At 69.9% G+C, this 21,236-nt stretch carries 20 protein-coding genes; 18 read left to right on the top strand and 2 right to left on the bottom strand.

Annotated features, from left to right (window positions below; translation table 11 throughout):
• Positions 1 to 532: 532 nt before the first annotated feature.
• The 10 genes from ACFRU2_RS31850 to ACFRU2_RS31805 all read left to right on the top strand — a co-directional run bounded on the left by ACFRU2_RS31850 (position 533) and on the right by ACFRU2_RS31805 (position 9,331).
• Entirely contained in the window at positions 533 to 2,191 is a 1,659-nt protein-coding gene (locus ACFRU2_RS31850) for a ParB/RepB/Spo0J family partition protein (protein WP_382978716.1), read from the top strand.
• Positions 2,192 to 2,332: 141 nt separating this feature from the next.
• The gene (locus tag ACFRU2_RS31845) at positions 2,333 to 2,890 is read left to right on the top strand and encodes a hypothetical protein (RefSeq protein WP_382978714.1); all 558 of its coding nucleotides are present in this window, start codon (positions 2,333 to 2,335) and stop codon (positions 2,888 to 2,890) included.
• 330 nt (positions 2,891 to 3,220) lie between these two features.
• Complete coding sequence (locus tag ACFRU2_RS31840) at positions 3,221 to 3,673, top strand: hypothetical protein (RefSeq protein ID WP_382978712.1); 453 nt, start codon at positions 3,221 to 3,223, stop codon at positions 3,671 to 3,673.
• 138 nt (positions 3,674 to 3,811) lie between these two features.
• Positions 3,812 to 4,615, top strand: a complete 804-nt coding sequence (locus tag ACFRU2_RS31835; protein WP_382978710.1) for a hypothetical protein — start codon at positions 3,812 to 3,814, stop codon at positions 4,613 to 4,615.
• On the top strand, positions 4,612 to 4,806 hold the full coding sequence (locus ACFRU2_RS31830) for a hypothetical protein (protein ID WP_382978707.1): 195 nt from the start codon (positions 4,612 to 4,614) through the stop codon (positions 4,804 to 4,806). The genes ACFRU2_RS31835 and ACFRU2_RS31830 overlap by 4 nt, the downstream gene beginning before the upstream one ends.
• A 161-nt stretch (positions 4,807 to 4,967) precedes the next feature.
• The gene (locus tag ACFRU2_RS31825) at positions 4,968 to 6,194 is read left to right on the top strand and encodes a hypothetical protein (RefSeq protein ID WP_382978704.1); all 1,227 of its coding nucleotides are present in this window, start codon (positions 4,968 to 4,970) and stop codon (positions 6,192 to 6,194) included.
• A gap of 56 nt (positions 6,195 to 6,250) precedes the next feature.
• Positions 6,251 to 6,508: a hypothetical protein gene (locus ACFRU2_RS31820; protein WP_382978702.1), complete on the top strand. Its 258-nt coding sequence runs from the start codon at positions 6,251 to 6,253 to the stop codon at positions 6,506 to 6,508.
• Positions 6,505 to 7,074 carry a hypothetical protein gene (locus ACFRU2_RS31815; protein ID WP_382978700.1) on the top strand — a complete coding sequence of 190 codons (570 nt, stop codon included), beginning with the start codon at positions 6,505 to 6,507 and terminating at the stop codon, positions 7,072 to 7,074. Before ACFRU2_RS31820 ends, ACFRU2_RS31815 begins: the two co-directional genes overlap by 4 nt.
• A 254-nt stretch (positions 7,075 to 7,328) precedes the next feature.
• Positions 7,329 to 8,177 (top strand): hypothetical protein, encoded by an 849-nt coding sequence (locus tag ACFRU2_RS31810; protein ID WP_382978697.1) that lies wholly within the window; start codon positions 7,329 to 7,331, stop codon positions 8,175 to 8,177.
• On the top strand, positions 8,177 to 9,331 hold the full coding sequence (locus tag ACFRU2_RS31805) for a hypothetical protein (protein ID WP_382978696.1): 1,155 nt from the start codon (positions 8,177 to 8,179) through the stop codon (positions 9,329 to 9,331). The genes ACFRU2_RS31810 and ACFRU2_RS31805 overlap by 1 nt, the downstream gene beginning before the upstream one ends.
• A 137-nt stretch (positions 9,332 to 9,468) precedes the next feature.
• Here ACFRU2_RS31805 and ACFRU2_RS31800 read toward each other — a convergent pair whose 3' ends face one another.
• Positions 9,469 to 9,759, bottom strand: a complete 291-nt coding sequence (locus ACFRU2_RS31800) for a hypothetical protein (protein WP_382978693.1) — start codon at positions 9,757 to 9,759, stop codon at positions 9,469 to 9,471.
• Between the two features lie 140 nt (positions 9,760 to 9,899).
• Between ACFRU2_RS31800 and ACFRU2_RS31795 the strand changes: the two genes are divergently transcribed.
• The gene (locus ACFRU2_RS31795; RefSeq protein ID WP_382978688.1) at positions 9,900 to 10,385 is read left to right on the top strand and encodes an NUDIX domain-containing protein; all 486 of its coding nucleotides are present in this window, start codon (positions 9,900 to 9,902) and stop codon (positions 10,383 to 10,385) included.
• 90 nt (positions 10,386 to 10,475) lie between these two features.
• Here the strand turns inward: ACFRU2_RS31795 and ACFRU2_RS31790 are convergent, their stop codons facing one another.
• A complete protein-coding gene (locus tag ACFRU2_RS31790) occupies positions 10,476 to 11,447 on the bottom strand; it encodes a transcriptional regulator (RefSeq protein WP_382978687.1) in 972 nt (323 codons plus the stop codon).
• 477 nt (positions 11,448 to 11,924) lie between these two features.
• Between ACFRU2_RS31790 and ACFRU2_RS31785 the strand changes: the two genes are divergently transcribed.
• From ACFRU2_RS31785 to ACFRU2_RS31755, 7 genes are all read left to right on the top strand, one after another.
• Positions 11,925 to 12,824, top strand: a complete 900-nt coding sequence (locus ACFRU2_RS31785; protein WP_382978685.1) for an NAD-dependent epimerase/dehydratase family protein — start codon at positions 11,925 to 11,927, stop codon at positions 12,822 to 12,824.
• Between the two features lie 111 nt (positions 12,825 to 12,935).
• Positions 12,936 to 14,237 carry a UDP-N-acetylglucosamine 1-carboxyvinyltransferase gene (locus ACFRU2_RS31780; protein ID WP_382978683.1) on the top strand — a complete coding sequence of 434 codons (1,302 nt, stop codon included), beginning with the start codon at positions 12,936 to 12,938 and terminating at the stop codon, positions 14,235 to 14,237.
• Positions 14,238 to 15,056: 819 nt separating this feature from the next.
• Positions 15,057 to 16,259 (top strand): AAA family ATPase, encoded by a 1,203-nt coding sequence (locus tag ACFRU2_RS31775; protein ID WP_382978680.1) that lies wholly within the window; start codon positions 15,057 to 15,059, stop codon positions 16,257 to 16,259.
• A gap of 14 nt (positions 16,260 to 16,273) precedes the next feature.
• The gene (locus ACFRU2_RS31770; protein WP_382978678.1) at positions 16,274 to 17,914 is read left to right on the top strand and encodes a VWA domain-containing protein; all 1,641 of its coding nucleotides are present in this window, start codon (positions 16,274 to 16,276) and stop codon (positions 17,912 to 17,914) included.
• Between the two features lie 59 nt (positions 17,915 to 17,973).
• Positions 17,974 to 19,059 carry a DUF6744 family protein gene (locus ACFRU2_RS31765; protein WP_382978676.1) on the top strand — a complete coding sequence of 362 codons (1,086 nt, stop codon included), beginning with the start codon at positions 17,974 to 17,976 and terminating at the stop codon, positions 19,057 to 19,059.
• Between the two features lie 1,121 nt (positions 19,060 to 20,180).
• Entirely contained in the window at positions 20,181 to 20,744 is a 564-nt protein-coding gene (locus ACFRU2_RS31760) for a hypothetical protein (protein ID WP_382978674.1), read from the top strand.
• Positions 20,741 to 21,220: a hypothetical protein gene (locus ACFRU2_RS31755; RefSeq protein ID WP_382978672.1), complete on the top strand. Its 480-nt coding sequence runs from the start codon at positions 20,741 to 20,743 to the stop codon at positions 21,218 to 21,220. The genes ACFRU2_RS31760 and ACFRU2_RS31755 overlap by 4 nt, the downstream gene beginning before the upstream one ends.
• The last annotated feature ends 16 nt before the right edge of the window (positions 21,221 to 21,236 follow it).

Genomic DNA, 21,236 nt, shown 5'->3' with positions numbered 1-21,236 from the left:
GATTCTGGAGACCCGGCGGCTACGAGCAAGGTCGTCTGGTGCGTGTCCTCGCCGGCCCGCTCCTGCGTCGCTCTACCGGCTCCGGTACTCCCTCCCTCCCCTGCACTCCGCCACCTGGCCCCCGAGATCTCATTTCGCAGGGAGGGAGGAGGAAATGGTCCGCGGCCACAGGCCATCGCCCACCACCCGCCGCGCCCGGCCAACCCGACGAGGTTGGACGTGGGAACTTCCCGCGAAGGGATCGAGGTCCGGGAGTCACCGGCATGGCCTGGACGGGCGTTGTAGTGGCCTACGGGGGCGCGCAGTGGCAGCCGGCGCTTTACCGGGTGGCCGTCACGGGCTGGTGCGCGAGATGCTCATAGAGGCTGCCACCTTCGAATTCACGCCGCTCACCTGCGAAAACCGATGTTGATCAGGCATCAGGGAAGGGTTGACAACACCCCCTCCATCGCGTAGATTAGTACATGTCGGAACGGGGAGGGCAAACCTCGGGCCGGACACCACAGACCATCCAACCAAGGAGACGGCCGCCATGACCGCCATCGTCGAAGAGATCACCTCCACCGAAGCGACCGCATCGACCACCGACGCCGAGAACATGGCGCTCATCTGGCTCGACCCCCGCGCGATCCAGGCCGGGCGGAACATCCGGCCCGTCGATCTCGACCCCGCCTTCGTCGGCTCCATCCGGGAGCGCGGCGTCCTGGAGCCCGTCACCGTCGTCAGCGATGACCTTCTCGGCTACTCCCTCGTCTTCGGTTTCCACCGCCACGCCGCCGCCGTCGAAGCCGGGCTCGACCGCATCCCCGCGATCGTCCGCAACGACATCAGCACCAACGCCGCGAAGATCATCGAGCAGCTCACCGAGAACATCCACCGCTCGGACATGCGGCCCAGCGACATCGCCGCCGCCTACGACCAGCTCGCGCTCGAAGGCCTCGACGTAGACGAGATCGCCCGCCAGGTCTCCCAGGACAAGACCAAGGTCACTGCCTCCCTGCGGCTCCACAAGATGCCGAAGGCAGCACGGGACGCTGCGGACGCCGGGCAGCTCGACCTCGAACAGTCCATGGCGATTGCCGAGTTCGAGACCAACGACAAGGTGTACACCCGGCTCCTGAAAGTCGTCGCGGACGGCGGGAACCTCAAGTACGCGCTGGAGAGCGAGCGCCGCCGGAAGAGGAACCGGGAGGGTAAGGCGAAGGCGAGGGCCCAGCTCCTGCTCGCCGGGGTGAACGTCATCCCCCAGCCCGGCTACAGCGCGGTGTCGGTGCGGCTTCACAGCATCCGGAACGGCGAAGAGACCCACACGGCGGAAACCCACGCTCAGTGCCCCGGCCACGCCGCCTACCTCAGCGAGGAGGGCGCCATCAGCTACGTGTGCCGCGAACCCAAGAAGTACGGGCACGAGATTCTGGGCTACTACACGCACCTGAGCGAGGAGGAGCAGGCGGCCCGGGACGCCGCCGAGCAGGCCAAGGCGGAACGGAAGGAGGCCCGCAGTATCGCCGGGCAGGTGCGCCGGGACTACGTGGCCGAACTCGCCCGCGCGAACAAGGTGCCCAAGGGCCTCTACAAGGCCGTGGTCACCAACCTCTTCGCCTTCGGGCTGACCGAGAACGTGGACCGGGCACGGCTTGGCGACGCGTTCAGTCTCCTGGGGGCCAACCCTGCCAAGGACGTGCCGCTCGCGGAGTCCATGCGGCGCCGGGTGGACCGCACGCCCGAGCACAAGCTCCCGCTCGTCATGTTCGCCCAGCTCGCCGTCCTCGCGGAGACGAACATGCAGTACGGCGACCACCGCTACCGCTTCAACATCGACTTCGCCATCGCCTGGCTGGAACTGCTCAACACGTACGGCTACACCCTCACCGAGCCGGAGGAGGAGATGCTCGCCGAGCTGCGGGAACAGCGCGCGGAGCGAGACGCCCCCGAGCAGCAGGACGAGGACGAGGAAGGCGAGGACGAGCAGGAGGAAGACGAAGAGGATGGCGTTCGGCCGGACGACGCGGCTCCGTCCGACGACGTGATCGAGGCTGCTGCTGCACTCGATGGTGAGCCGATCGAGGCCGAGGCTACGGAGCCCGAGGCCGCGCCGGATGACCGGACGGATGAGGACGCAGACCCGGCCGAGGAGCCCGAGAACGGCGACCACGCCGCAGCCGAGGTCGGTATGTCGCTGGCCGCCTGACCCGCCACGGCCAACGGGGCCGGGGTGTGACCGCGAGGCACACCCCGGCCCCGGACCACCAGTCGAGCAACACCAACAACCGCCGTTCCGGGGAGGGCAAACCCCGGAGCGGCCGCCACGACCACCCATGAAGGAGCCGACATGGCCCGCATCACCCCGTCCCAGGCCGCCGGCCACCGCGCCAACTTCGCCGTCTACCTCGTCGGCCCTCACACCGCCCAGGCCGTGCAGATGGCCCGCTCCCTGCTCATCACCCTCCCGACCGCCCGGATCCGCATCAAGCACCCCCAGGCCCTCTACGCCGCCGTCACCGGCTGGTACGAGGCCGAGCGGCTGGCCAGGAAGACGTTCAGCCCCACCGTCGTACCGCACAGCGCACCCCCGCAAACCGACAGCGAGGCCGCCGCGCACATCGCCTTCAACGGCCCCGTCCCCGGACCGCAGGTCGACACCCGCGCCGCAGCCGTCAGCCTCAGCGGAGCAGGCCAGGTCCGCGTCCAGGTCGGCCCCCTCAGCATCACCACCGGCGACCTCGCCGCCTTCCAGGACCAGTTCGACCTGTGGACCCGCGCGTACAAGCTCGGCGCCGACCTGTGGGCCGAGCTGCCCTCCCTGGAACAGACCCGTGACGACATCGCGCGCGGCGACAAATGCGTCTCCGCCCTCACCGGACGCCTCGCCCTGGCCGCCGTCGCGTGAACCACACGCCGCAGCCCTTTCTCCCGGATGGGGCTGCGGCAGGCTGCGACTGCGTACGGGACGGCATCGAGCCGCCCCGTACGCAGCGCCCCGGACCGGCCGGTCCTACCCAACGCCGGCGGGGTGCGCGCCGCGGTCCCTTCAGGCAAGGGTCCTCGCCCCCGGGAATCACGGAGTCGACGGCGGTCGCGTGCGAAGCAGGATCGGAATCCCGGTCACAACGCGCTGGCGACAGCCCGACAAGCAGGTAATGTAGTCAACGTCGAAGCAGGGAGGGCAAGCTCTGCGGCGCCACCACAAATCCCCATTCAGGAGAGAGCTCTGTCACCCATGGACAACACCGTCCGCATCGTCGAAGGCCGTGTACTTCTTCCCGCCGGAACCTGGGGAGTCCTCCCCGACGTGCACCGCGAACTCAGGGGGCACGACTTCTACCCCGCGTTCTCTGAGCTGGCCGGCATCCCGGCGCCTGGCAGCACCACCGACGTCCCCGCTCCGGCCCGGACGATCCACATCCACTACACCGTCCCTGACGAGCACTACGACTGGTACGTCGCAGAACTCGACCCCGCCACGGGCCGGGCTTTCGGATGGCTCCGTGCGGGCGGACCGTACGGCGAGTGGGGGGAGTTCATCCTCGGCGAGCTCGAGACGTTCACCCTCCCCGAGGGCGGCCGGGCACACCGCGGCCGCACCGCTCCCCGGGTCCCGCGGCTCATCCAGCGCGATACCGCCTTCCGCCCCGCACCGGCCGCGCTCTGCCTGCCCGCCCCCACTATCTAGAAAGCAAAAACGGACGTTTTAGCGCACGCCATCTGCTTCCCCGACTGCTTTGAACAGGAGAGATACACCCATGTCCCCCTATCCGCGCAGCGTTTCCCCCTGGGGCCCGAACGCCGAACGAGTCGGCGCGAGCCCGGTATGACGAAGCACATCGTGCAGTACTCCGGCGGGATCGGGTCCTGGGCCGCGGCCATGCGCGTCGCCGAGCATCACGGGGCCGATGACCTCGTGCTCTTGATCGCAGACAGCCGTGCCGAAGACCCAGACCTTTGGAGATACGTCGACGAGACCTCCCGCTACTTCGGGATCGAACCGGTCGTCGTCGCTGACGGCCGCGACCCGTGGCAGGTGTTCCGAGACGTGAGGTTCCTAGGGAACTCCCGCCTCGCGCCCTGCTCGATCCAGCTCAAGGTGAACCCCTGCCGGCGCTGGGTCGAGGCGAACGCCGACCCCGACGATGCGATCCTCTACGTCGGCTTCGACCACACCGAACAGCGCCGCATCCCCGGCACCCGGAACGGCTGGGCACCGTGGCGGGTCGAGTTCCCGATGTGCGACGAGCCGTTCATGACCAAGGGCGAGATGCTGCAGTGGTCCCGGGACATCGGCATCGAACCGCCCCGCCTGTACGCCTGGGCCGAGCACAACAACTGCGCGGGCCTCTGCGTCCGCGCAGGACACCGGCACTGGGCGAAGCTCCTTGCGAACGAACCGTTGAGGTATGCCGAGGCGGAGCGCAAGGAGGAGGAGATCCGGGCCGAGTTCGGCAAGGACGTCGCGATCCTGCGGGAGCGCCGTGGCGGGGTCTCCCGGCCGCTGCCCCTGGCCGAGCACCGACGCCGTCTCCAGAACGCCGGTACCGTCCCGGGCCCGGACCCGTCTCGGCGGCACGATCCGCCCGGCTCCCTGAACACCACGACGGCGAAAGGTTTCTGCGCATGAGTCACGGGCTGAGCCCTTCAGGCATCAGGATCCTCATGAGCCACGACGGCGGCGTGGTCGACGGTCACGGCGCCGCCATCGACAGGCTCGTCGCCTCAAAGCTCGTCCGGCGCGGCCCGGGCGGCGTCAAGACGCTTACCGAGGCCGGGTGGGCCCTCTGTGCGGAGCTGGCTGGCGAAGAGCCCTCCTGACGGTGCCCGGGCGCGCCGCCGAACCACCCCCGGGCTGTCCGTGTGGGTGGCCTGGCCGAGTTGACACCACTCCACCCTCTACGTAAATTAGCATACGTCGGATCAGGGAGGGCAAACCCTGGGTCGGCCACCACGACCACGATGTCCAGGGAGGAATCTCCGTGCTCGAACAGGCACATTTCACGGTCCCCGCAGGCCTGCCGGTCGTCGCCAACCTGGGTATGGGTGTCGACAGCTCCGCGGTCATCACCCGCTGGCTCCTCGAACCGCAGACCCGCGGCTTCGACCTCGACCAGCTGACCATCCTGATCGCGAGCGTGGGCGAGGAGTACCGGCGGACCCAGGACGCCATGGAGCAGATGCTGTTCCCCCTCATCGCCCGTCACCGGGTCCGGACCGTCCAAGTCGCGCGAGCAGGACAGACCGCGGGCGAGGGGTACCTGGTCCTGGCCGACACTCCGACACCGACCCGCCTCATAACGAAGGTCCCGGTGACGCTCGGCGGCCGGATGCTCGACGCCGGGACCGTCCCCCAGGTCAGCGCCTCGCGTAGGTCGTGCAGCGACTGGATCAAGCATTTCCCCTTGGACTCCTGGCTGGCCGACAACGTCGGCCACGCGCCCTTCGTCCACTGCATCGGGTACAGCGCCGAGGAGACCGGCCGCGCGGAGCGGGACCTCGGGCTCAACAAGGGGCACCGGGTCCCCGACTTCCCGCTCATCAGGTGGAACTGGTCCAGGGCGACCGCTTCCGAGTACCTCCGGTCCGTCTACGGAAGGGAGTTCGCACGCTCTCGCTGCTACTTCTGCCCGTTCCAGGGCAGCCGCACCGGCCGGGAGGGTCTGGTCGCGAGCTGGCGTGCGGAGCCGGAGGCAGCTCTGCGGTCCCTGCTGATCGAGTACAACGCGCTGGTGATGAACCCGAAGGCCAAGCTCTTCGGCCGCCACGCCGCCTACGACGTGGTGCGCGACGCCGGACTCCACGAGATCCTCACCCGCCACCACCACCGCCTCGCGCTCCGCGACTGGAGCGTCTACGAGGTGCGCCGCGTCTTCCACGCCCGCGACGGCGACCCCCATGCCAAGGGACACGCCTACCGCAGCATCCAGCCGCTGGACACCGGGTCCCGTACGGCGATGACCGCTCTCCTGGAGGACCTGGCCGCCGAGCACGACAGCACCGTCGCTGTCGACAAGCACGGCATCGCCCGAGCGAGCCTGCGTACGGCCGGAGCCACCTACCCGACCGCCGAGCACTTCCTTGCCGTCGGACCAGCCTTGAGCCCGGCCAAGGCCCGCGACACCTTCGACGAGGTCTTCGCCGAGGTCACCGACGGCGCCACCTCCATAGCCGCCAGCCGTCCGCAGCTGCTCGCCGCGGCCGCATGAACCCGCGGGGCGGCCTCCGCCGCCCCGCCGCACCCATACAGAAGGAACCCCGCCTGATGACCCAACACACCGCCCCCCTGCGCGCACACCACGCAGACCCGCAGAACACCGTCTGCCCACCCGATCACCGCTACACCACCAGCGGGAAGCCCCTCACCCCCGGCTGCCCCGGACGGGCCTACCACGAGGCCACATGCAGCTGCGGCACCTTCAGCTGCCAGGCCGGCGCGAAGACGTACGTCGACGAGCAGCGCAAGCGCCACCTCCTCGCCCACCGGCAGCCCGTCGTCCCGGCCTCGGAAGGATCGCGATGAGCTTCTCCCCGTTCGGGCGCGGCGCGGACAGCGCCCTCCCGCCGGAGGGAACCCCCGCCTACTGGCGGCTCGTGACGCGCGCCGGCGCGGCCTTCGTTGACGCCGCGCGATCCGGGCTGGTCAACAGGCAGGCCATCGGGACCGTTTCCGCCCTGCAGGGCCGGTACCCGCACGGGACCCTGGACTTGGCGGTCACCATCCTCGCCGACGTGTTGGTCCGCTGCCCGGCGCAGCAGCGGACCGAGGAGGGGTTGCCGGACCTGGACCGTCTCGCGTCGGCCAGGCCCGATGCCGTCACCGTGCTCGAGGCGGCGTCGAAGACGAACGCGTTCTTCGGCCGCGGACTCGCGACGGCGGCCGACATCGAGGGCGTCGAGGAGCAGGTGCGGGCCCACGACCGGACCCGTGATCTCGTGAGGGCCGCCTGGAGCGCGGCCGCGGCGGCGGCTGATCCGGATTCTGCGTGTTCGGAGATCCGGTCCTCGCTCGCTCCCCTGGCCGCCGACGCCCGGGCCGCCGCCGCCGCTCTCACCCTCGCCACCACCGCGGCCGTGCACCTCGACTGACGGCATTACGGCAGCGCCTGCGGACCGGCGAGACCCTTTCACCAGCGGAAATACCCTCGAAGTATATCGGGGAGGGCTTGACGAAGCCTCTCCTAATCGGGTAGATTGGTCAATGTCGAGAAAGGGAGGGCAAGCCCTGGACCGGCCGCCACAGAACCACTTCGACAAGGACTCCACGTGACCATACGGACCGTGGCCGCCCCCGGCGCGCAGCCTGGGACCGCCCCCACTCCCCCGCGCCGGGGATCGGCTCCATGACCGATCCCCGGCAGGCCATCGCCACCGATCAGGGCCGGTACTACGAGGACCCGCAAGGCGGCCCCGACCTCATCTCCGTGACGAACGTCTTGGACCATTCCGTCGCCAAGCCCATCCTCGTTCCCTGGGCCTCCAAGGTCGTCGCGAATTACGTCATGGGGAACCTGCCGCGCGTCGTCGCCCAGGCCCGCACCGACCCCGAAGGCATCCTCAAGGAGCTCAAGAAGCAGCCCGCCCTCGTACGCGACACGGCCGCCGACCGGGGTTCCCGCGTCCACAAGCGAGCCGAAGACCACCTCCTGCACAAGCCCGTCCCGGACGAAGAGGAATCCGACGTCCGGCCCTACTTCGACCAGTTCTTGAGGTTCCTCGACATCTGGGGGGTGGATCCCGACCGGGACCTCGAAGCCGCCGAGGCGACCGTCGCCCATCGGCGCCTGGGCTACGCGGGAACCATGGACATGCTGCTTCACCTGCCCACCGGCCCCACCCCCAGACGCCGCCGCCAGCTCTGGCTGATCGACATCAAGACCTCCGAGACGCAGGCGTCGACGAACGTGTGGCCCGAGTACGACATGCAGCTTGCGGCCTACCGGTACGCCCCCGTCATCTGGGCACCGGACGGTACGGACATCCCCATGCCCAGGGTCGCCGGGGCCGCGATCCTCAACCTTCGGCGCCGCCGCGTCAACCTCGTGCCGATGAACGCGAACCGGGCCTCCTTCGCCGGCTTCCGCGCCGCCCTCACCGTCGCCAGGCACCTCCAGCTCACCGAGAAGACGAAGTTCCGCCCGCTCACCCCGCCCGCCGACCCTGACCCCACGACCCTGAGGAGCGCTGCCTGATGGCCGGACGAATCCTGAACCTCCAGCGGCAGGCTGCCGAACTCGGACGGCTGCGCACCGGATGGAGCGTGCCCACCGACAAGGGCCGAAACCGGCCCGTGAAGTCCCAGACCTGGATCGTCTCCAGCCACGACCGCACCCGGGTGCAGGCCGCCGCCGACCTGTGGGGCGGCACGGTCGAGCGCTGGTCGCCGCAGGGGAACAACCCCGACCAGTGGAGGGTGATCACCGAAGCCCAGAGCATCGAAGCGCTCTTCCCGCCCGGGGACCCTCTCTCGCAGTACAACGAGAAGTGGGGCGGCGGCGGCTGCGAGCGCCGCTGCGACGGCATCACCGAGAAGCTGTCCAAGAAGCCGTGCATCTGCCTCGACCGGCACGGAGAGAACTGGTACCTCCTCGGGCCCACGCAGGTGTGCCGGGCCACCAGCCGCATCAAGGTCATCCTCCCCGACCTCCCCGGCATCGGGGTGTGGCGGGCCGAGACGCACGGCTTCTACGCGGCCAACGAGTGGCCCGGCGTCGTGGACATGGTCGTGTCCGGCACCGGCGGCCGGGGAGTCATCCCCGTCGGCATGCGCATCGAGCAGCGCCAGCGCCTCGCCGAGGGCAAGACCAAGAGGTTCCCCGTCGTGGTCGTCGAGGTCAGGGGCACCGTGCGCCAGGCCCTCACCGGAACGATCCCCGGCTCCGAGCTGAGCCCGCTGCCGCCCGCGCACCTGGCCATCGAGCCGCTCGGCCGGGACTACGCCGCCGAGGCGCGGAAGGCCCTCACGGCCGATGCCGCTGTGGCCGTCTACCGCGAAGCGGAGGCCGCCGGGGACATGACCGACGTCCTGAAGGCCGAACTCATCGCCATCGGGAAGGAGAAGCGCGCCGCCGAGAAGGCCAACGCCTCCGGCCGGAAGGCACCTGAGGCGAAGGTCGAGAACGCGGCGAACGCCACCGACGAGGAGCCCATCGACGCCGAGATCGTGGACGACGACGACCCCGAGGCCGTCTGGTTCGAGATCGTCAGCGAAGCTGGGGAGCGCGGCTGGAACTCCGAACACCTCGCCGGGCAGTTCGCCGCCCGCCACGGAGGTCTCTCCCCCGACTCCGCCGACGCACCGCGACTGCGTGCCTTCCTGTCCGAGCTCCGCGAGACCGCAGCCTGATCTTCCCGGCCGGACCCGGAGCACGGTTCCACGCGGGCCGGGCTCGGATGCCCGGCCCGCCAGAGGCCAGGCATCGCGCCGCCGTACTTGGCGGCCCGTGGACTACCCCGAAGGCGAGGGCGGTCTTCAGGGCTGGATCAGTACTCGCCCGGAACGCGAAGGGTCACCAGCCAGCGACCCGGAGCCGTCTCCTCAGTGGCTGTCGCTGACGCGCCGCGCAGGTCATCCTCGTAGTCGTTGTCGATGTACGCGAGCAGACGCAGCTCGGCCTGCTCGTTGGAATCGGCGAGGAGGGTGAAGTCGGCGACCGCGACCGGCCGGCCCTCGATGCCCTCGGCAGGCCGCTCGATCCCCCGGTCGCCGAGCTTCTCGGCATCCCACCGGTCCTGGGGGACGGCTGGCAGGCTGGTCGGGTAGGTGGTCGGCATGGTGCTCCTCGATATCGTGGTGTTCGGGCCGTAAGGCCCCAGGAGGCGAGGCAGGTTCTGCGCCGCATACCGTCGGCGGCGACCACAGCGCGCACCGCGAATGCCCGCCGTACGCCCGCTACCCGCCCTAGGGTGGATTCATGATTCCTGGTTTTGTATCAGATCTGCGGAAACGGGTCGGCCCCGATCACCTGCTGTGGCTGCCGGGAGTCGTCGCAGCTGTCATCGACGAGGGCCAGCGGGTGCTCTTGCAAAGGCGATCTGCTGCGGACCAGCGGTGGACGCTGTTGAGCGGGATCCTTGAGCCCGGTGAAGACCCGGCCCCGGCGGCGGTGCGGGAGGTCGCGGAGGAGACCGGGGTGCGGGTCGTAGTGGAGCGACTGGTGGCGGTGACGAACTCCCCGCCAGTGCGGCACAGCAATGGGGACAGGGCCCAGTACTTCGAGGTCTTGTTCGCCTGCCGCCCGGCAGAGGCGGGGCAGTCGCCGCAGGTCTGTGATGACGAGTCCTACGAGGTCGGCTGGTTCCCGCTGGACGCCCTGCCGCCGATGACCGAGCGGATGCGGGAACTGATCGCGCTCGTCGAGAAGGGCGAGACCCAGGCCTGGTTCGTGCCGACGCCGTGACAGCCGTAGTGGTCCCGTCCTGCCCGGTTGGGAGAGCGGGAGCATCGTGTCCCGTTGTCGGCGCCGGTTGGTGAGGACCATTGCCGGGGTTCAGGCCAGGGCTTGGCCAAGAAGGTCTTGGGGGCGGCCGGTGAGCGTGCGGTGGAGGGTGGTGGCTCTGGTGCGGATGAGTCCTTCGCGGTAGGGGCCGGGGAGCTGGCCGAAGATCCTGGCCGCCATCTCGGCCGCGGCGCTGGGGTCTCCGTCCGCGCGCAGGCAGGCGGCGGTGTCCATGCCCAGCAGCGCCCGAGTCATCACCGAGGGGGAGGCGGTCAGGGCCAGGGCCTGGTCCTGAGCTTGATAGGCAGCCGTGGTGTTGCCGAGCAGGGTGTACGCCTGGGACAGATGGACGAGGTGCTTCTGTTCGGGATAGCCGAACCAGGTGTCCGCGGTCGCGTCGCCGTCGAGGCGTTCGGCCAGGGCCCTGACATCCTCAAGCGCGGCGGTGGCTCCGCGCCTGTCGCCGAGGGCCGCCAGAGAACGGGCAGTGACGGCGGCGGCGAGCGCGCCGGCGGCAGTGGGCGCGCGTCCGGCTTCCCGGCGGGCCTGGGCGGCGATCTTGGCGGCGGCCGCGGGGGCGCCGTAGTTGAGGGGGACCATGGCCTGGCGGGCGAGGACCCAGGCAGTCATGCGGCGATCACCGGATTCGCGGGCAGCCCTGGCGGCTGTGCTGAACCAGCCATGTGCGTCGGGCTGGTCACCGCGGTCGTGCTGGACGATGGCCACCAGCCCGGCGATGCCCGCAGCGGTCCGGGCAAGGTCGGCGCGCTCGCGTACGGGGTGGGGGCGGGCCAGGGCTTGGCCGAGGAGGGCGAGGTCTTGGCGCATCTCGGTGAGGACGGCGTCGGGTGACCGGCCGTGGTACCCGCCGCGGTGCCGCTCAAACGCGGCCTCCAGGTATTCGAGCTCCCCTTGGCCGGAGCTGGCCAGGGCACCGTCGATGCCCTCGCGGGCCTGCGCGATGCCGGGCAGCACGCTGGCACCGGCGGCCACGACCGCCAGGCCGAAATTGCGTCGCTTCACGTCGTTCTCCTTGTCGCTCTGGGCCTTTCGGTATCGCTGCGACGTGGCGATGGCCGCTCGCACTTGCTCGACGGTGATCCCGTAAACGGTGGCGATGGTGGAGTGCCAGTGCGGGACGGGAAAGCGCCGCTCCGTCTCCCACCGTTTGAGGTTCGCCTCATCAAACTGCCGGCCGTGCACCCGCGCGATCAGACCCCCCTGCTGTTCCCGGGTCCGGTCGGCGTCCTCGCGGATTGTCCGGAGTAAGACGCCGATCCCGCCTGGAGCCACCATGGCACGTCCCCTCTGCCTGCTGCCGGTGTGAGAGCCCATCCTGGCCCCCCAACCTGGTACCCCGCCCCGGAAATGCACCCCTTGCTGGCACCCCCCTTGGGGTGTGCCCGCGCTGCACCATGAGCGAACGCCGCCCGGTACCGTGCCGGACCTCCTGCACCCGATCGCCGGGCGGCCTCTCCCTTCCCCTTCGCGGAGGCACCCTTGAACCTCCTGATCACCGGCGGCGCCGGCTTCATCGGATCTGCCCTCACCCAGGCCCTGCGCGCCGCCGGGCACGCGGTGACCCCGCTGGACAACCTGTCGGTCGCCTCCCGGCGCCGCCCCCCGACGGACCTCCAGGTCCGCGACGTCCGGTCGCTGACCGCACAGGACCTGGACAACGTGGACACGGTCGTGCACCTGGCCGCGCTCAAGTCCGTCCCCGAGAGCTTCGAGATCGGCGGGTTCGAGCACAACGTGGCCGTCGACCGCCACATCTTGCACAGCTTCGTCGGCTCGACCGCACGGCGGCTGCTGCTCGCCTCCTCGTGCGAGGTCTACGGTCAGCAGTCCGGCCCGCTCGCCGAGAGCGCGTCGTACGCTCCCCGTTCCCCGTACGCGGCGGGCAAGGTCGCCACCGAGCAGTTGGTCGGCGTCTACCGGTCTCTCCTCGACGACGACCGTCAGATCGGCGTCGTCAGGTTCTTCAACACCTTCGGCGCGCACGAGGACCCCGACGCCGTCGTCCCCGCCTTCCTCTCCGCCGTCGCCGAGGGCAGGCCGCTGACGATCGACGGCGACGGCACGCAGGCCCGCGACATGACGTATATCGACGACTCCGTCACCATGCTCACCCGCATCCTGGACGCCCCCGAACTGCTGCCCGTCGTCAACTGCGGCTCCGGCACGGCGATCCCTGTCCTCGACCTGGCGCGCGCCGTCATCCGCGCCGCCGGCTCCGGCACCATCACCCACACCGCGCCGCGCGTGAACGAGATCGACTCGTTCACCGCCGACCTCAGCCTGTTCACGCGCATGTACGGGGCCGTCGACCGCATCCCCCTGGACGAGGCCCTGTCTGTGAGCCTCCGGAACGGCGCGCGCACCCTGACCCCGGCCTGACTCGGCTGGTGAACGCCACGCACTAGCCCCCGTGCTGCTCGCGGCCCCGCGTTCCCGGCCGGGGCCGCGAGCAGTACTCCGTCACGTCCCACGCCACCGGGGAAGGAACCCGTGAACGCTCAGACTCTGCTGTCGCCACTCACCGACACCCGCGTCATCCGCGTCACCGGCGGCCACCGCCTGGAGGGCACCGTCGCGGTACAGGGCAGCAAGAACGTGGCCCTGCACCTGTACGCGGCCGCCGTGCTCGCCGACGAGCCGCTGACCCTGACCGGGACCCCGCTCATCCTGGACACCCAGGTCTGCGCGGAGATCCTCAGCAGCACGGGCACCACGGCCACGATCAGCGGCGACCGCTTCGAGGTCACGCCGGCCACCGCCTGGCAGCCGGTCATCCCGGACGAGCTGGGCGGGCGCATCCGCACGACCGCCGTCATGGCGGCCGGGCTGCTCGCCCGCGCGGGGCGAGTCCGGTTCCCTCTGCCAGGAGGCGACGCGTTCTGCCACCGCCGGATTGACCGGCACCTGGCCGCCATGGAGGCCGCCGGTGCCAGCCTCAACGTCACCGACACCCACGTCGATGCCCGCTTCACCAGCGGGGGCCCGGCGCCGTTCACCACCGACGTGATGACGAAGGGCTGGGGGCCGAGCCTGGGGGCCACGGTCACCGCGATGCTGCTGGCCGCCCGCGCCCGCGGTACGTCCACCATCGTCAACCCGAACTCGGAGCCCGAAGTCCGTGCGACCGCTGCCCTGCTCGAAGCGGGCGGGGTCGGCATCGGCTGGGAGGGCGCCGCCCTGCACATCTCCGGCACCGACCGCATCACCGGCGGGACCGTTCCCGTGCCGCCGGACCGGCTGGAGGCCGCGACGCTGGCCCTGGCCGCCGCCATCACCGGCGGGACCGTCCGCCTCGACAACGTACCCACCGCGACGTTTCCCGCTGCCCTCGTGGCCATGCTCGCCGATGCCGGAATCGAGCTGGTCCCGGAGGACGGTGGCACGCTCGCGCGCTGCCCCGCCGGCCCCAGGCCTGTGCAGATGGCCACCGTCTCCGCAACCTGTACGGACGTTCAGCCCCAGCTGACCGCACTGCTCACGCAGGCCCCGGGCACCTCCCGCATCGAAGAGCGGATCTACACCGCGCGGGCCACCCACGTGGAGCCGCTGCGCAGCTTCGGCGCTGCGGTGACCACTGATGGCCCGAATATCACCGTGCACGGGCCGTCCCGGCTCGCTGCGGCTCACGTCGCCGGTGACGACATCCGGGCCGTCGCCGCGCTGGTGATCGCGGCGCTGGTGGCGGAGGGGACGTCGACTGTCCAGGGCGTCTACCACCTGGACCGCGGGTACGGCAGCCTGCTGCCCAAGCTTGCGGCGCTCGGTGCCACGGTGGAGGTCGTACAGGGATAGGAGCCCGAGGAACCCGCTGAACCTGGACAACATGATTGAAAATGGCACGGCGTGTCGTTTTCCACCCGCTACTGTGGAGTGCAGAACGGCCCGGACGCATCCCCCCCGCGTCCGGGCCGTTCTCTGCTTTCCGGCTGCACCGTGTCTTCCTCTGACTACGAGGGCATCGACTGGTCCCCCCGCCGAATTCCTTCACCGACGCTGCCCCTGGCACCGGGCCCCAGGCGGGGCGTGTGCGTGGGGGTAACGGAATCTGTCGAGGCCAGGGCCGGATGGGACACGATGCAGCTGCTGGGGCCCGCGTGCCAGGGCTGTCACGCGGGCCCCATCGGTGCCCCCGGACTCGCTAACGTCTCTACTGGCGCACTGCTTTCGCGCCGGTTGCGAGTAGTCCTTCGGTTCGCCGGGGGGCCGCTTGGTCGATTCAGAGTGGGGGTTGGACGCCTGCCGGCCCCCACTCGCCGACCACATCCCGGCATACGGCGCCCTCCGAGGACCGGAAACGGTTCGCCGCTGGGCGAGCAATCCCATCCGAGCCGAAGATCGTCGAGTCGGCAGCGCTCGACCGGCCGACTGGCTCGAGGCCCGTCGAAAGGCCCGCGCTGCAAGGAATTGCCCCGCCGAGTACTCCTTCGGCCCGGGAAGCGTCCTGTTCATGCAAGACAACCTGGCCCGGTTCACCGGCACCCCCAGGCGGGCTTCCTCGGGAAGGCTTGGCTCAGCATCCCTCTCAAGAGTGCAGCAAAAACGGACGTTTTTGCGCCGAGCCCGATAGGCTGTGCAGCGTCCCATCAGGGCCTCGGTGAAAGGGATTTGGCCATGGCAGCACGTGATTTCGAAGGCTCGCCTGACATCGCAGTCCGGTTGCGGGCGATCACTTCCGAGCTGTCCGCCCGGTTCTACGAGCGGGACGACGTCGTGCGGACCTTGATCGTCGCGATGCTCGCCGGTCAGCACTCGCTACTCCTCGGTCCGCCCGGGACGGCGAAGTCCGAGCTCGCCCGGGAGCTGACGAGCCGCATCGAGGACGCCAGTCTCTGGGAGATCCTCCTCAGCAAGTTCACCAGCCCGACCAGGATGTTCGGCCCGATCGACGTCGCGGCGCTCAGCCGGGGCGAGTACCGCCAGGTGTACGACGGCCGTGCCACCACCGCTCACGTTGCTTTCATCGACGAGATCTTCAAGTGCAGCACCGCCGCGCTCAACGAGACCCTCGGCTACCTCAACGAGAGGCTCTACCACCCCGAGAACGGTGGCGCCCCGATCCACTGCCCGCTGATCAGCGCCGTCACGGCGTCGAACGAGCTGCCCTCGGGCGAGGACTCCGCCGCGATCTACGACCGCCTCCTGGTCCGCCTGGAGGTCGACTACCTTGCCGATCCCTCGAACTTCGCGGCCCTGATCCGGTCTGCCGTCGTAGCACCCCACCCCCCGACCCGTACCACCATCACCCTGGCGGAGCTCCAAGCCGCGGTGTCCACCGTCGTACCCGCGGTGGACGTTCCGGACGTGATCGTGGACGCCCTGTGCACCCTGCGCGCCGCGCTGCGCCGGCGCGAGCTGATCTCGTCCGACCGGCGCTGGCGGGTGTCCGTCCGGCTGCTCCAGGCCTCCGCGTTCCTGGACGGGCGGACAGAGGTGAGCGAGAACGACCTCACGGTGCTCGCCCATGTCCTGTGGGACTCGCCCGCTCAACGCCCGACCGTGGAACGGGAAGTCCTCCAGATGGTCAACCCCGGCGCCAGGGAGGCCCTGGACCTCGCCGACGCGATCGAGGAACTGGCGGCCGATCTCGACGCCAAGGCCGGCCAGGCCCGCGACACGGTGTCGGACTGGGCCATCAGGGAGGCGAACCCCAAGCTCGCCCGTGCCGCCAAGAAGCTCAACAAGCTCCGTGCGGACGCGGAGACGACCGGCCGCTCCACCAGCGCCATCGACCGCGTCATCTCCCGTCAGAAGGCCGTCCACGCCCGCATTCTGACCGAGGCCCTCGGCGTCGACGCCTCCATGGTCCAGGCCTGACGGCCGGGAAAGGGATGAGCCCGGTGGGAAAGAAGATCACCAAGCTCAAGGACCTGGCCGTGCGGGCCGGCCGGTGGCTGGGCCTCGCGAGCACACCGCCGGAGCCGAAGGCCACCGCGGTCGTGACCGCGGACCGGTTCGACGGCATGACCTGGCAGGAGACCCTGGGGCAGGCCACCGCCCTCCAGGACCTGGCCGAGGACCTGAACGAGCGCCACGACCACACCGAGGACCTGCTGCGCGACGTGTTCCTCGCGGCGTTCAAGGCGAGCCCGCACCTTCGCGAGCGCGGCGAGATGGACCCGTCCCGGCTGGTCAACCACCAGGTGGTGACGGCGATGGCCGGCAGCCCGGAGTACGAAGAATTGCACCGCGAGACGGTGGGAGACTCCTACGCCGCCGCCATGGCCGTCCTCGCCCAGGGCACGGCCCTGCGGCGGCTGCTCGAGGAGACCCGCGACGCCCAGGAGGAGAGTCGCCGGGCCCGCGAAACGCAGGATGAGGCAGCTGACGCCGCCCGCGCCGTCGCGGCCGCCATGGAGGCGGCCGCGGAGCGCGAGGGTGAAGACGGAGCTGTGCCCGGTGACGCGGCAGCAGCAGTGGATGAGGCCATCGCGGAGGCGGAAGCCGCGGAACAGGAAGCGCAGCAGGCCGCCGGGGCGGCCGCGCAGGCCCTGGCCGCCGTGACCCCCACCATCCGTACGGCGGTCCGTCGCGCGATGGCCCAGGCCGCGGAGGCCGCCCGGGAGGAGGACGGCCTGATGCGCGCCTGGGGGCTGGACGCAGGCCAGCTGGAGAGGATGCCGTTCGAGGAACGGGCCCGACTCGCGGAACGGCTGCGCACGGGCCGGCTCGGGGAGTTCGCCGGTCTCATCGGCCGATTCCGGATGATGGCCTTCGGGGAGCGCGCCCGCCGGGTGGAGAACACCCCCGGCGAACTGGTCGGGATCACCCTCGGCGACGACCTCTCCCGCGTCGTCCCCTCCGAACTCGCCAACCTCGGCATCCCCGCGATGCGCGCCGTCTTCGCCGCCAAGTACGCCGACGCCAGCCTCATGCTCTACGACAGCCAGGGCGAACAGGCCATCGGACAGGGCGCGATCATCGCCTGCGTCGACACCTCGTACTCCATGTCCTTCCCCCACCGTGCCGACGCCGACCACATCACCGCCGAGGCGTGGGCCAAGGCGTGCGCCCTGGCGCTGCTGGACCAGGCCCGGCAGTCCAAGCGCGACTTCGTCGGGATCCTCTTCAGCTCTGCGAGCGAGATCAGCGTCCACCCCTTCCCCGCCTCCGCACAGGCCGCGATCGGCGACGTCATCGACTTCGCCGAGACGTTCTTCGGCGGCGGCACCGACTTCGAGGCCCCCCTCAGCGCCGCCGTCGAGGTGCTGGAGGCGGAGTTCAACGACGCCGGCAGGCCCAAGGGCGACATCGTGCTGATCACCGACGGAGAGTGCGAGGTCAGCGAGGAATGGGCGCACTACTGGCACGAGGTCAAGCGACAGCTGGACTTCCGCACCTTCGGCATCGCCATCGGCAACGGCGGATCGACCGCGCCCGGCTCCGTACTGGACGCGCTGTGCGACAACCTCCGGAGCCTCGACGACCTCGCGGACCCGCGGGCCGTATCAGATCTCTTCCGCCTGATCTGACGACCCGGCGCTCGCCCCGACCCACCCGCCCGCCCGTCTTCGCAGTGGAGCCGACCGACATGTCCACACCCCCGCCCGAAACGCAGCAGCCGGACCTCAAGACCGGCGACGCGGTCTTCGACGCCTACGCCGAAGCAATGGACGGCGAAGGCACCCCGCTGCTCGGCCACCTCGTGCTCTACTCGATCTTCGACGGCAAGGTCACCCGCGACGACCTCGTCGACTGGTTCACCGAACTGGAGCTGGACGAGAACCTCCTCCCCCCGCCCGTCCGGCCCGTCGACGCCTTCGAGCGCGTCACCGGTCCCGACGGCGTCCGGGTGACCTACCCCCTGGACGACCCGAGCGCGACCGGACCCGCCAGCAAGCGCGGCCAGCGCCGCAGCCGCACCCAGCTCGTCAAGACCGCCACCTTGATGGTCCGTCCCGTACGCCGGGACGGCGGACAGATCGTGCGGCACGTAGTACGAGAGGTTCGCGACGAGGAGCAGACCAGTCTCAAGTACGACACCCGCCTTGCGACCTGCACCTTCGAACGGGACAACTCCGAAAACAGCCCCGAAGGGGCCGGCACGCTCACCATCGAAGAGAACCGTTCCGCCATCGCCAAGCTCCCCGAGGCGGAACAGACCACCGTCCGGCAGATGCTCACCGACGTCAACGCCTCCTTCCGCCACCGGTGCACCTACCTGACCAGCGACAAGCTGCGCTCGGTCGTCCGCCGCTACGTCGAGTACCTGAGCGCCATCAGGGTGCGCCCGACCGGCGGCGTGTACTTCGTCCACCGCCAGCACGCCCAGGCCCTTGGCGCGCTGCGCGAGCTCGTCGGACGGTTCGGCCAGGGCAGTCACCTCGTACGGGTCCCGCTGCCGGACCAGGATGAGATGCGCGAGATGATCATCATCGCGTTCACCACCAAGGCCAAGGAGGAACTCGACGCCCTCGCCATGGACATCGCCGTGGCCCAGCGCAACGGGAAGGCCGAGGACGCCAGGAAGCTCTACGACCGGTTCACCGAGCTCCAGGCGGCCACGAACGAGCACTCCGAGCTGCTCTCCACTTCCCTTGACGACACCCGAGCATCACTCCAGCTCGTCAAGATCCAGCTCGGCGGACTCCTCGCCACCGCGACCGAGGACGCGTAGGCCACGCGGTCACGAACAGCGGGGCTCGGCCACCGGAGGACCAGGTCCGCAACTGGACAGTGCCCTGGCAGGGAGCCGGCTAGTTCTTTGGCGATCAGGGGCTTCGCGACCTTCAGCGAGTTCATGCTCGTCGACGCCTACCACCTCGACAAGCACTGCGTCCTCGTGGAGTGCGCCCAAGCGGTCCGAGACATCACCGTGGGCGCATGGGCGAGAATAGGCCTGCCCGGCGGCGTGCCAATGTCCGGCCGATGCTGCCGCCGCCGGGTATTAGCTCTCCGGGCTTCATCCCTGACAGGTGAGGTTTGGGGCCTTCACCCTCTCGGCAGCCGGCTGAACCCCTACGGCGTGGGGGCCTGTTCTCGGAATACTTGCAGCCTTCGTCTTCATGATCCTGGGCCTGTGCCACCGAAAGCCAGCCACATGCGGCCCGCGGGCGACATACGGCTCGCATGTGGGCCTCAGCCACCCCCGGGCACCAGCCACGCCAGTCCAAGGCGTCCCGGCCCCAGTACCGCGCGAGATGAGCCGTATTGACGCGCCCGCGCCCCCCACCGGGGAGGGGGCGGGGTCCCGCCCCCTAGGGCGGGGCAGCGGCCACGCCCCACGTCGAGCCCGCAGGGCGTCGTCCCGGCCCTAGGGGGCGGGACGCGACCGCCCTCCGGGGGGCGTGGCCCCGGCGGGGGTGTCGGGGGCAGAGCCCCTGACGTAGGAAGCCGCACGGTGAAGTCCATGAGGGGTGGAGTCCCGGCGCGGCCCTGCACGCGGGCCGCCACGCCGGTGGGAGGATCGATCCGGACACGTGGTGCAGGCCAGCAGGAGGCCCTGCCCCTGGTGCTGCCGCTCGGTGAGTATGTCCCGGCGGTGTGAAGTGCGCGTTCCTGCATCCCGGGGCTGGGGTTCCCTCTTAACAGATAGCGGCATCGCTCTGACCTGCGGAAACGCGAGAGTTTTGTGCGCATGCATGCACAACTGGATGCCCTCGAATCCCGGGGTTTTGTGCAGCAGCATGCACAAGCTGCGGGAAGCAAGTTGATCAACGAAAGTTGTGCGGCGGGTAATCGGATCGCATACCCTCTTGGATATACTGCGCTTGCGGACAACTTGAAGGAGCGGGTCAGGTGCCACAAGCACGGCGCAGGGTCGTCGACCCGGAGGGGCGCGCACTCAAGCTGGAGCTTGCGGCGCCGCAGCCCCAGATCGACGATGCCCTAGGCGCCTCGCAGGCGAAGTTCCTGCTGGACGCCCTCTCCAAGATCAGCCGCCAGGGCGGCATGATCTCCTCGGACGGGGAGAAGCAGGACTTCAACCTGCTGGGCGGCAAGTTCTTCATCGCCGAATCGGTCGCTCTCGAAGACAACCTGTGGCGCTTCGGCTTGCCGCTGATGTCACACCACTTGTTCAGCCACTTCAAGGCCAACCACGACGACGAAGGCCAGACGAAGGTCACGCAAGCCGAGCTCGGCCGGCACTTCAACTGCCACCACTCGAAGATCAACCGGGCGTTGAAGGCCCTCGACGCCGTCAACCTCGCATGGAAGGCGAAGCAGGGCCTGTACCAGCTTCACCCGGGCGCCGCGTACCGGTGGGGAAGCCGCCGTCAGCGGGCCCTGGTAGACAAGATGCGGCCGGTGCTGACGGACCGGCCCATCGTGATCCCCATGCCCGAGACGAGGAAGCCATGAGCGGTGAACCCCTGAGCGGCATCCCCCTGGTGCACAACCCTGCGATCTGGGAGAACCTGCCCAACGCCCGTCTGTCCGGGACGGCTCGCGATGTCTTCGACGTGCTCACCTCCCGCCAGCAGCCCGGCGGCCTGGTCGTCGTCAAGCAGAAGGACATCGCCGGCAAGCTCGGGATACAGCAGTCCGGTGTAGGTCGCGCGATCGGTGAACTCCGAGACCGCGGGATCCTGCACGCGCGCACCACGCCCGGCCGGTACCGCATCAACCCGCTGCTCGCCGGATACGAGTCCCTCGCGCACATGGTCAACACAATCAACGACCCCGCGACGGAGCTGTGGCCGCTGACGTACGACGCCGGCGTTCGCCCGCCCCGGCGGCTCGACCAACGGGCAGGCACTGACTTCGATCCGGACCCGGACGGCGGCGAGGAAGCCCCCATGCCCGACGTCCAGCCGTTCCTCCGACTCGCAGGCTGATCACCCGCAGCACGGC

The organism is Streptomyces sp. NPDC056883, from assembly GCF_042788835.1.
Lineage (GTDB): Bacteria > Actinomycetota > Actinomycetes > Streptomycetales > Streptomycetaceae > Streptomyces > Streptomyces stoeckheimensis.
The sequence above is the reverse complement of the archived record's forward strand: the minus strand, read 5'-3'. Positions and strand labels throughout refer to the sequence as shown.

Coding starts and splice junctions, on each gene's coding strand:
- ACFRU2_RS31850 (WP_382978716.1), top strand. CDS start 533: ATGACCGCCATCGTCGAAGAGATCACCTCCACCGAAGCGACCGCATCG.
- ACFRU2_RS31845 (WP_382978714.1), top strand. CDS start 2,333: ATGGCCCGCATCACCCCGTCCCAGGCCGCCGGCCACCGCGCCAACTTC.
- ACFRU2_RS31840 (WP_382978712.1), top strand. CDS start 3,221: ATGGACAACACCGTCCGCATCGTCGAAGGCCGTGTACTTCTTCCCGCC.
- ACFRU2_RS31835 (WP_382978710.1), top strand. CDS start 3,812: ATGACGAAGCACATCGTGCAGTACTCCGGCGGGATCGGGTCCTGGGCC.
- ACFRU2_RS31830 (WP_382978707.1), top strand. CDS start 4,612: ATGAGTCACGGGCTGAGCCCTTCAGGCATCAGGATCCTCATGAGCCAC.
- ACFRU2_RS31820 (WP_382978702.1), top strand. CDS start 6,251: ATGACCCAACACACCGCCCCCCTGCGCGCACACCACGCAGACCCGCAG.
- ACFRU2_RS31815 (WP_382978700.1), top strand. CDS start 6,505: ATGAGCTTCTCCCCGTTCGGGCGCGGCGCGGACAGCGCCCTCCCGCCG.
- ACFRU2_RS31810 (WP_382978697.1), top strand. CDS start 7,329: ATGACCGATCCCCGGCAGGCCATCGCCACCGATCAGGGCCGGTACTAC.
- ACFRU2_RS31805 (WP_382978696.1), top strand. CDS start 8,177: ATGGCCGGACGAATCCTGAACCTCCAGCGGCAGGCTGCCGAACTCGGA.
- ACFRU2_RS31800 (WP_382978693.1), bottom strand. CDS start 9,759: ATGCCGACCACCTACCCGACCAGCCTGCCAGCCGTCCCCCAGGACCGG.
- ACFRU2_RS31795 (WP_382978688.1), top strand. CDS start 9,900: ATGATTCCTGGTTTTGTATCAGATCTGCGGAAACGGGTCGGCCCCGAT.
- ACFRU2_RS31775 (WP_382978680.1), top strand. CDS start 15,057: ATGGCAGCACGTGATTTCGAAGGCTCGCCTGACATCGCAGTCCGGTTG.
- ACFRU2_RS31770 (WP_382978678.1), top strand. CDS start 16,274: ATGAGCCCGGTGGGAAAGAAGATCACCAAGCTCAAGGACCTGGCCGTG.
- ACFRU2_RS31765 (WP_382978676.1), top strand. CDS start 17,974: ATGTCCACACCCCCGCCCGAAACGCAGCAGCCGGACCTCAAGACCGGC.
- ACFRU2_RS31755 (WP_382978672.1), top strand. CDS start 20,741: ATGAGCGGTGAACCCCTGAGCGGCATCCCCCTGGTGCACAACCCTGCG.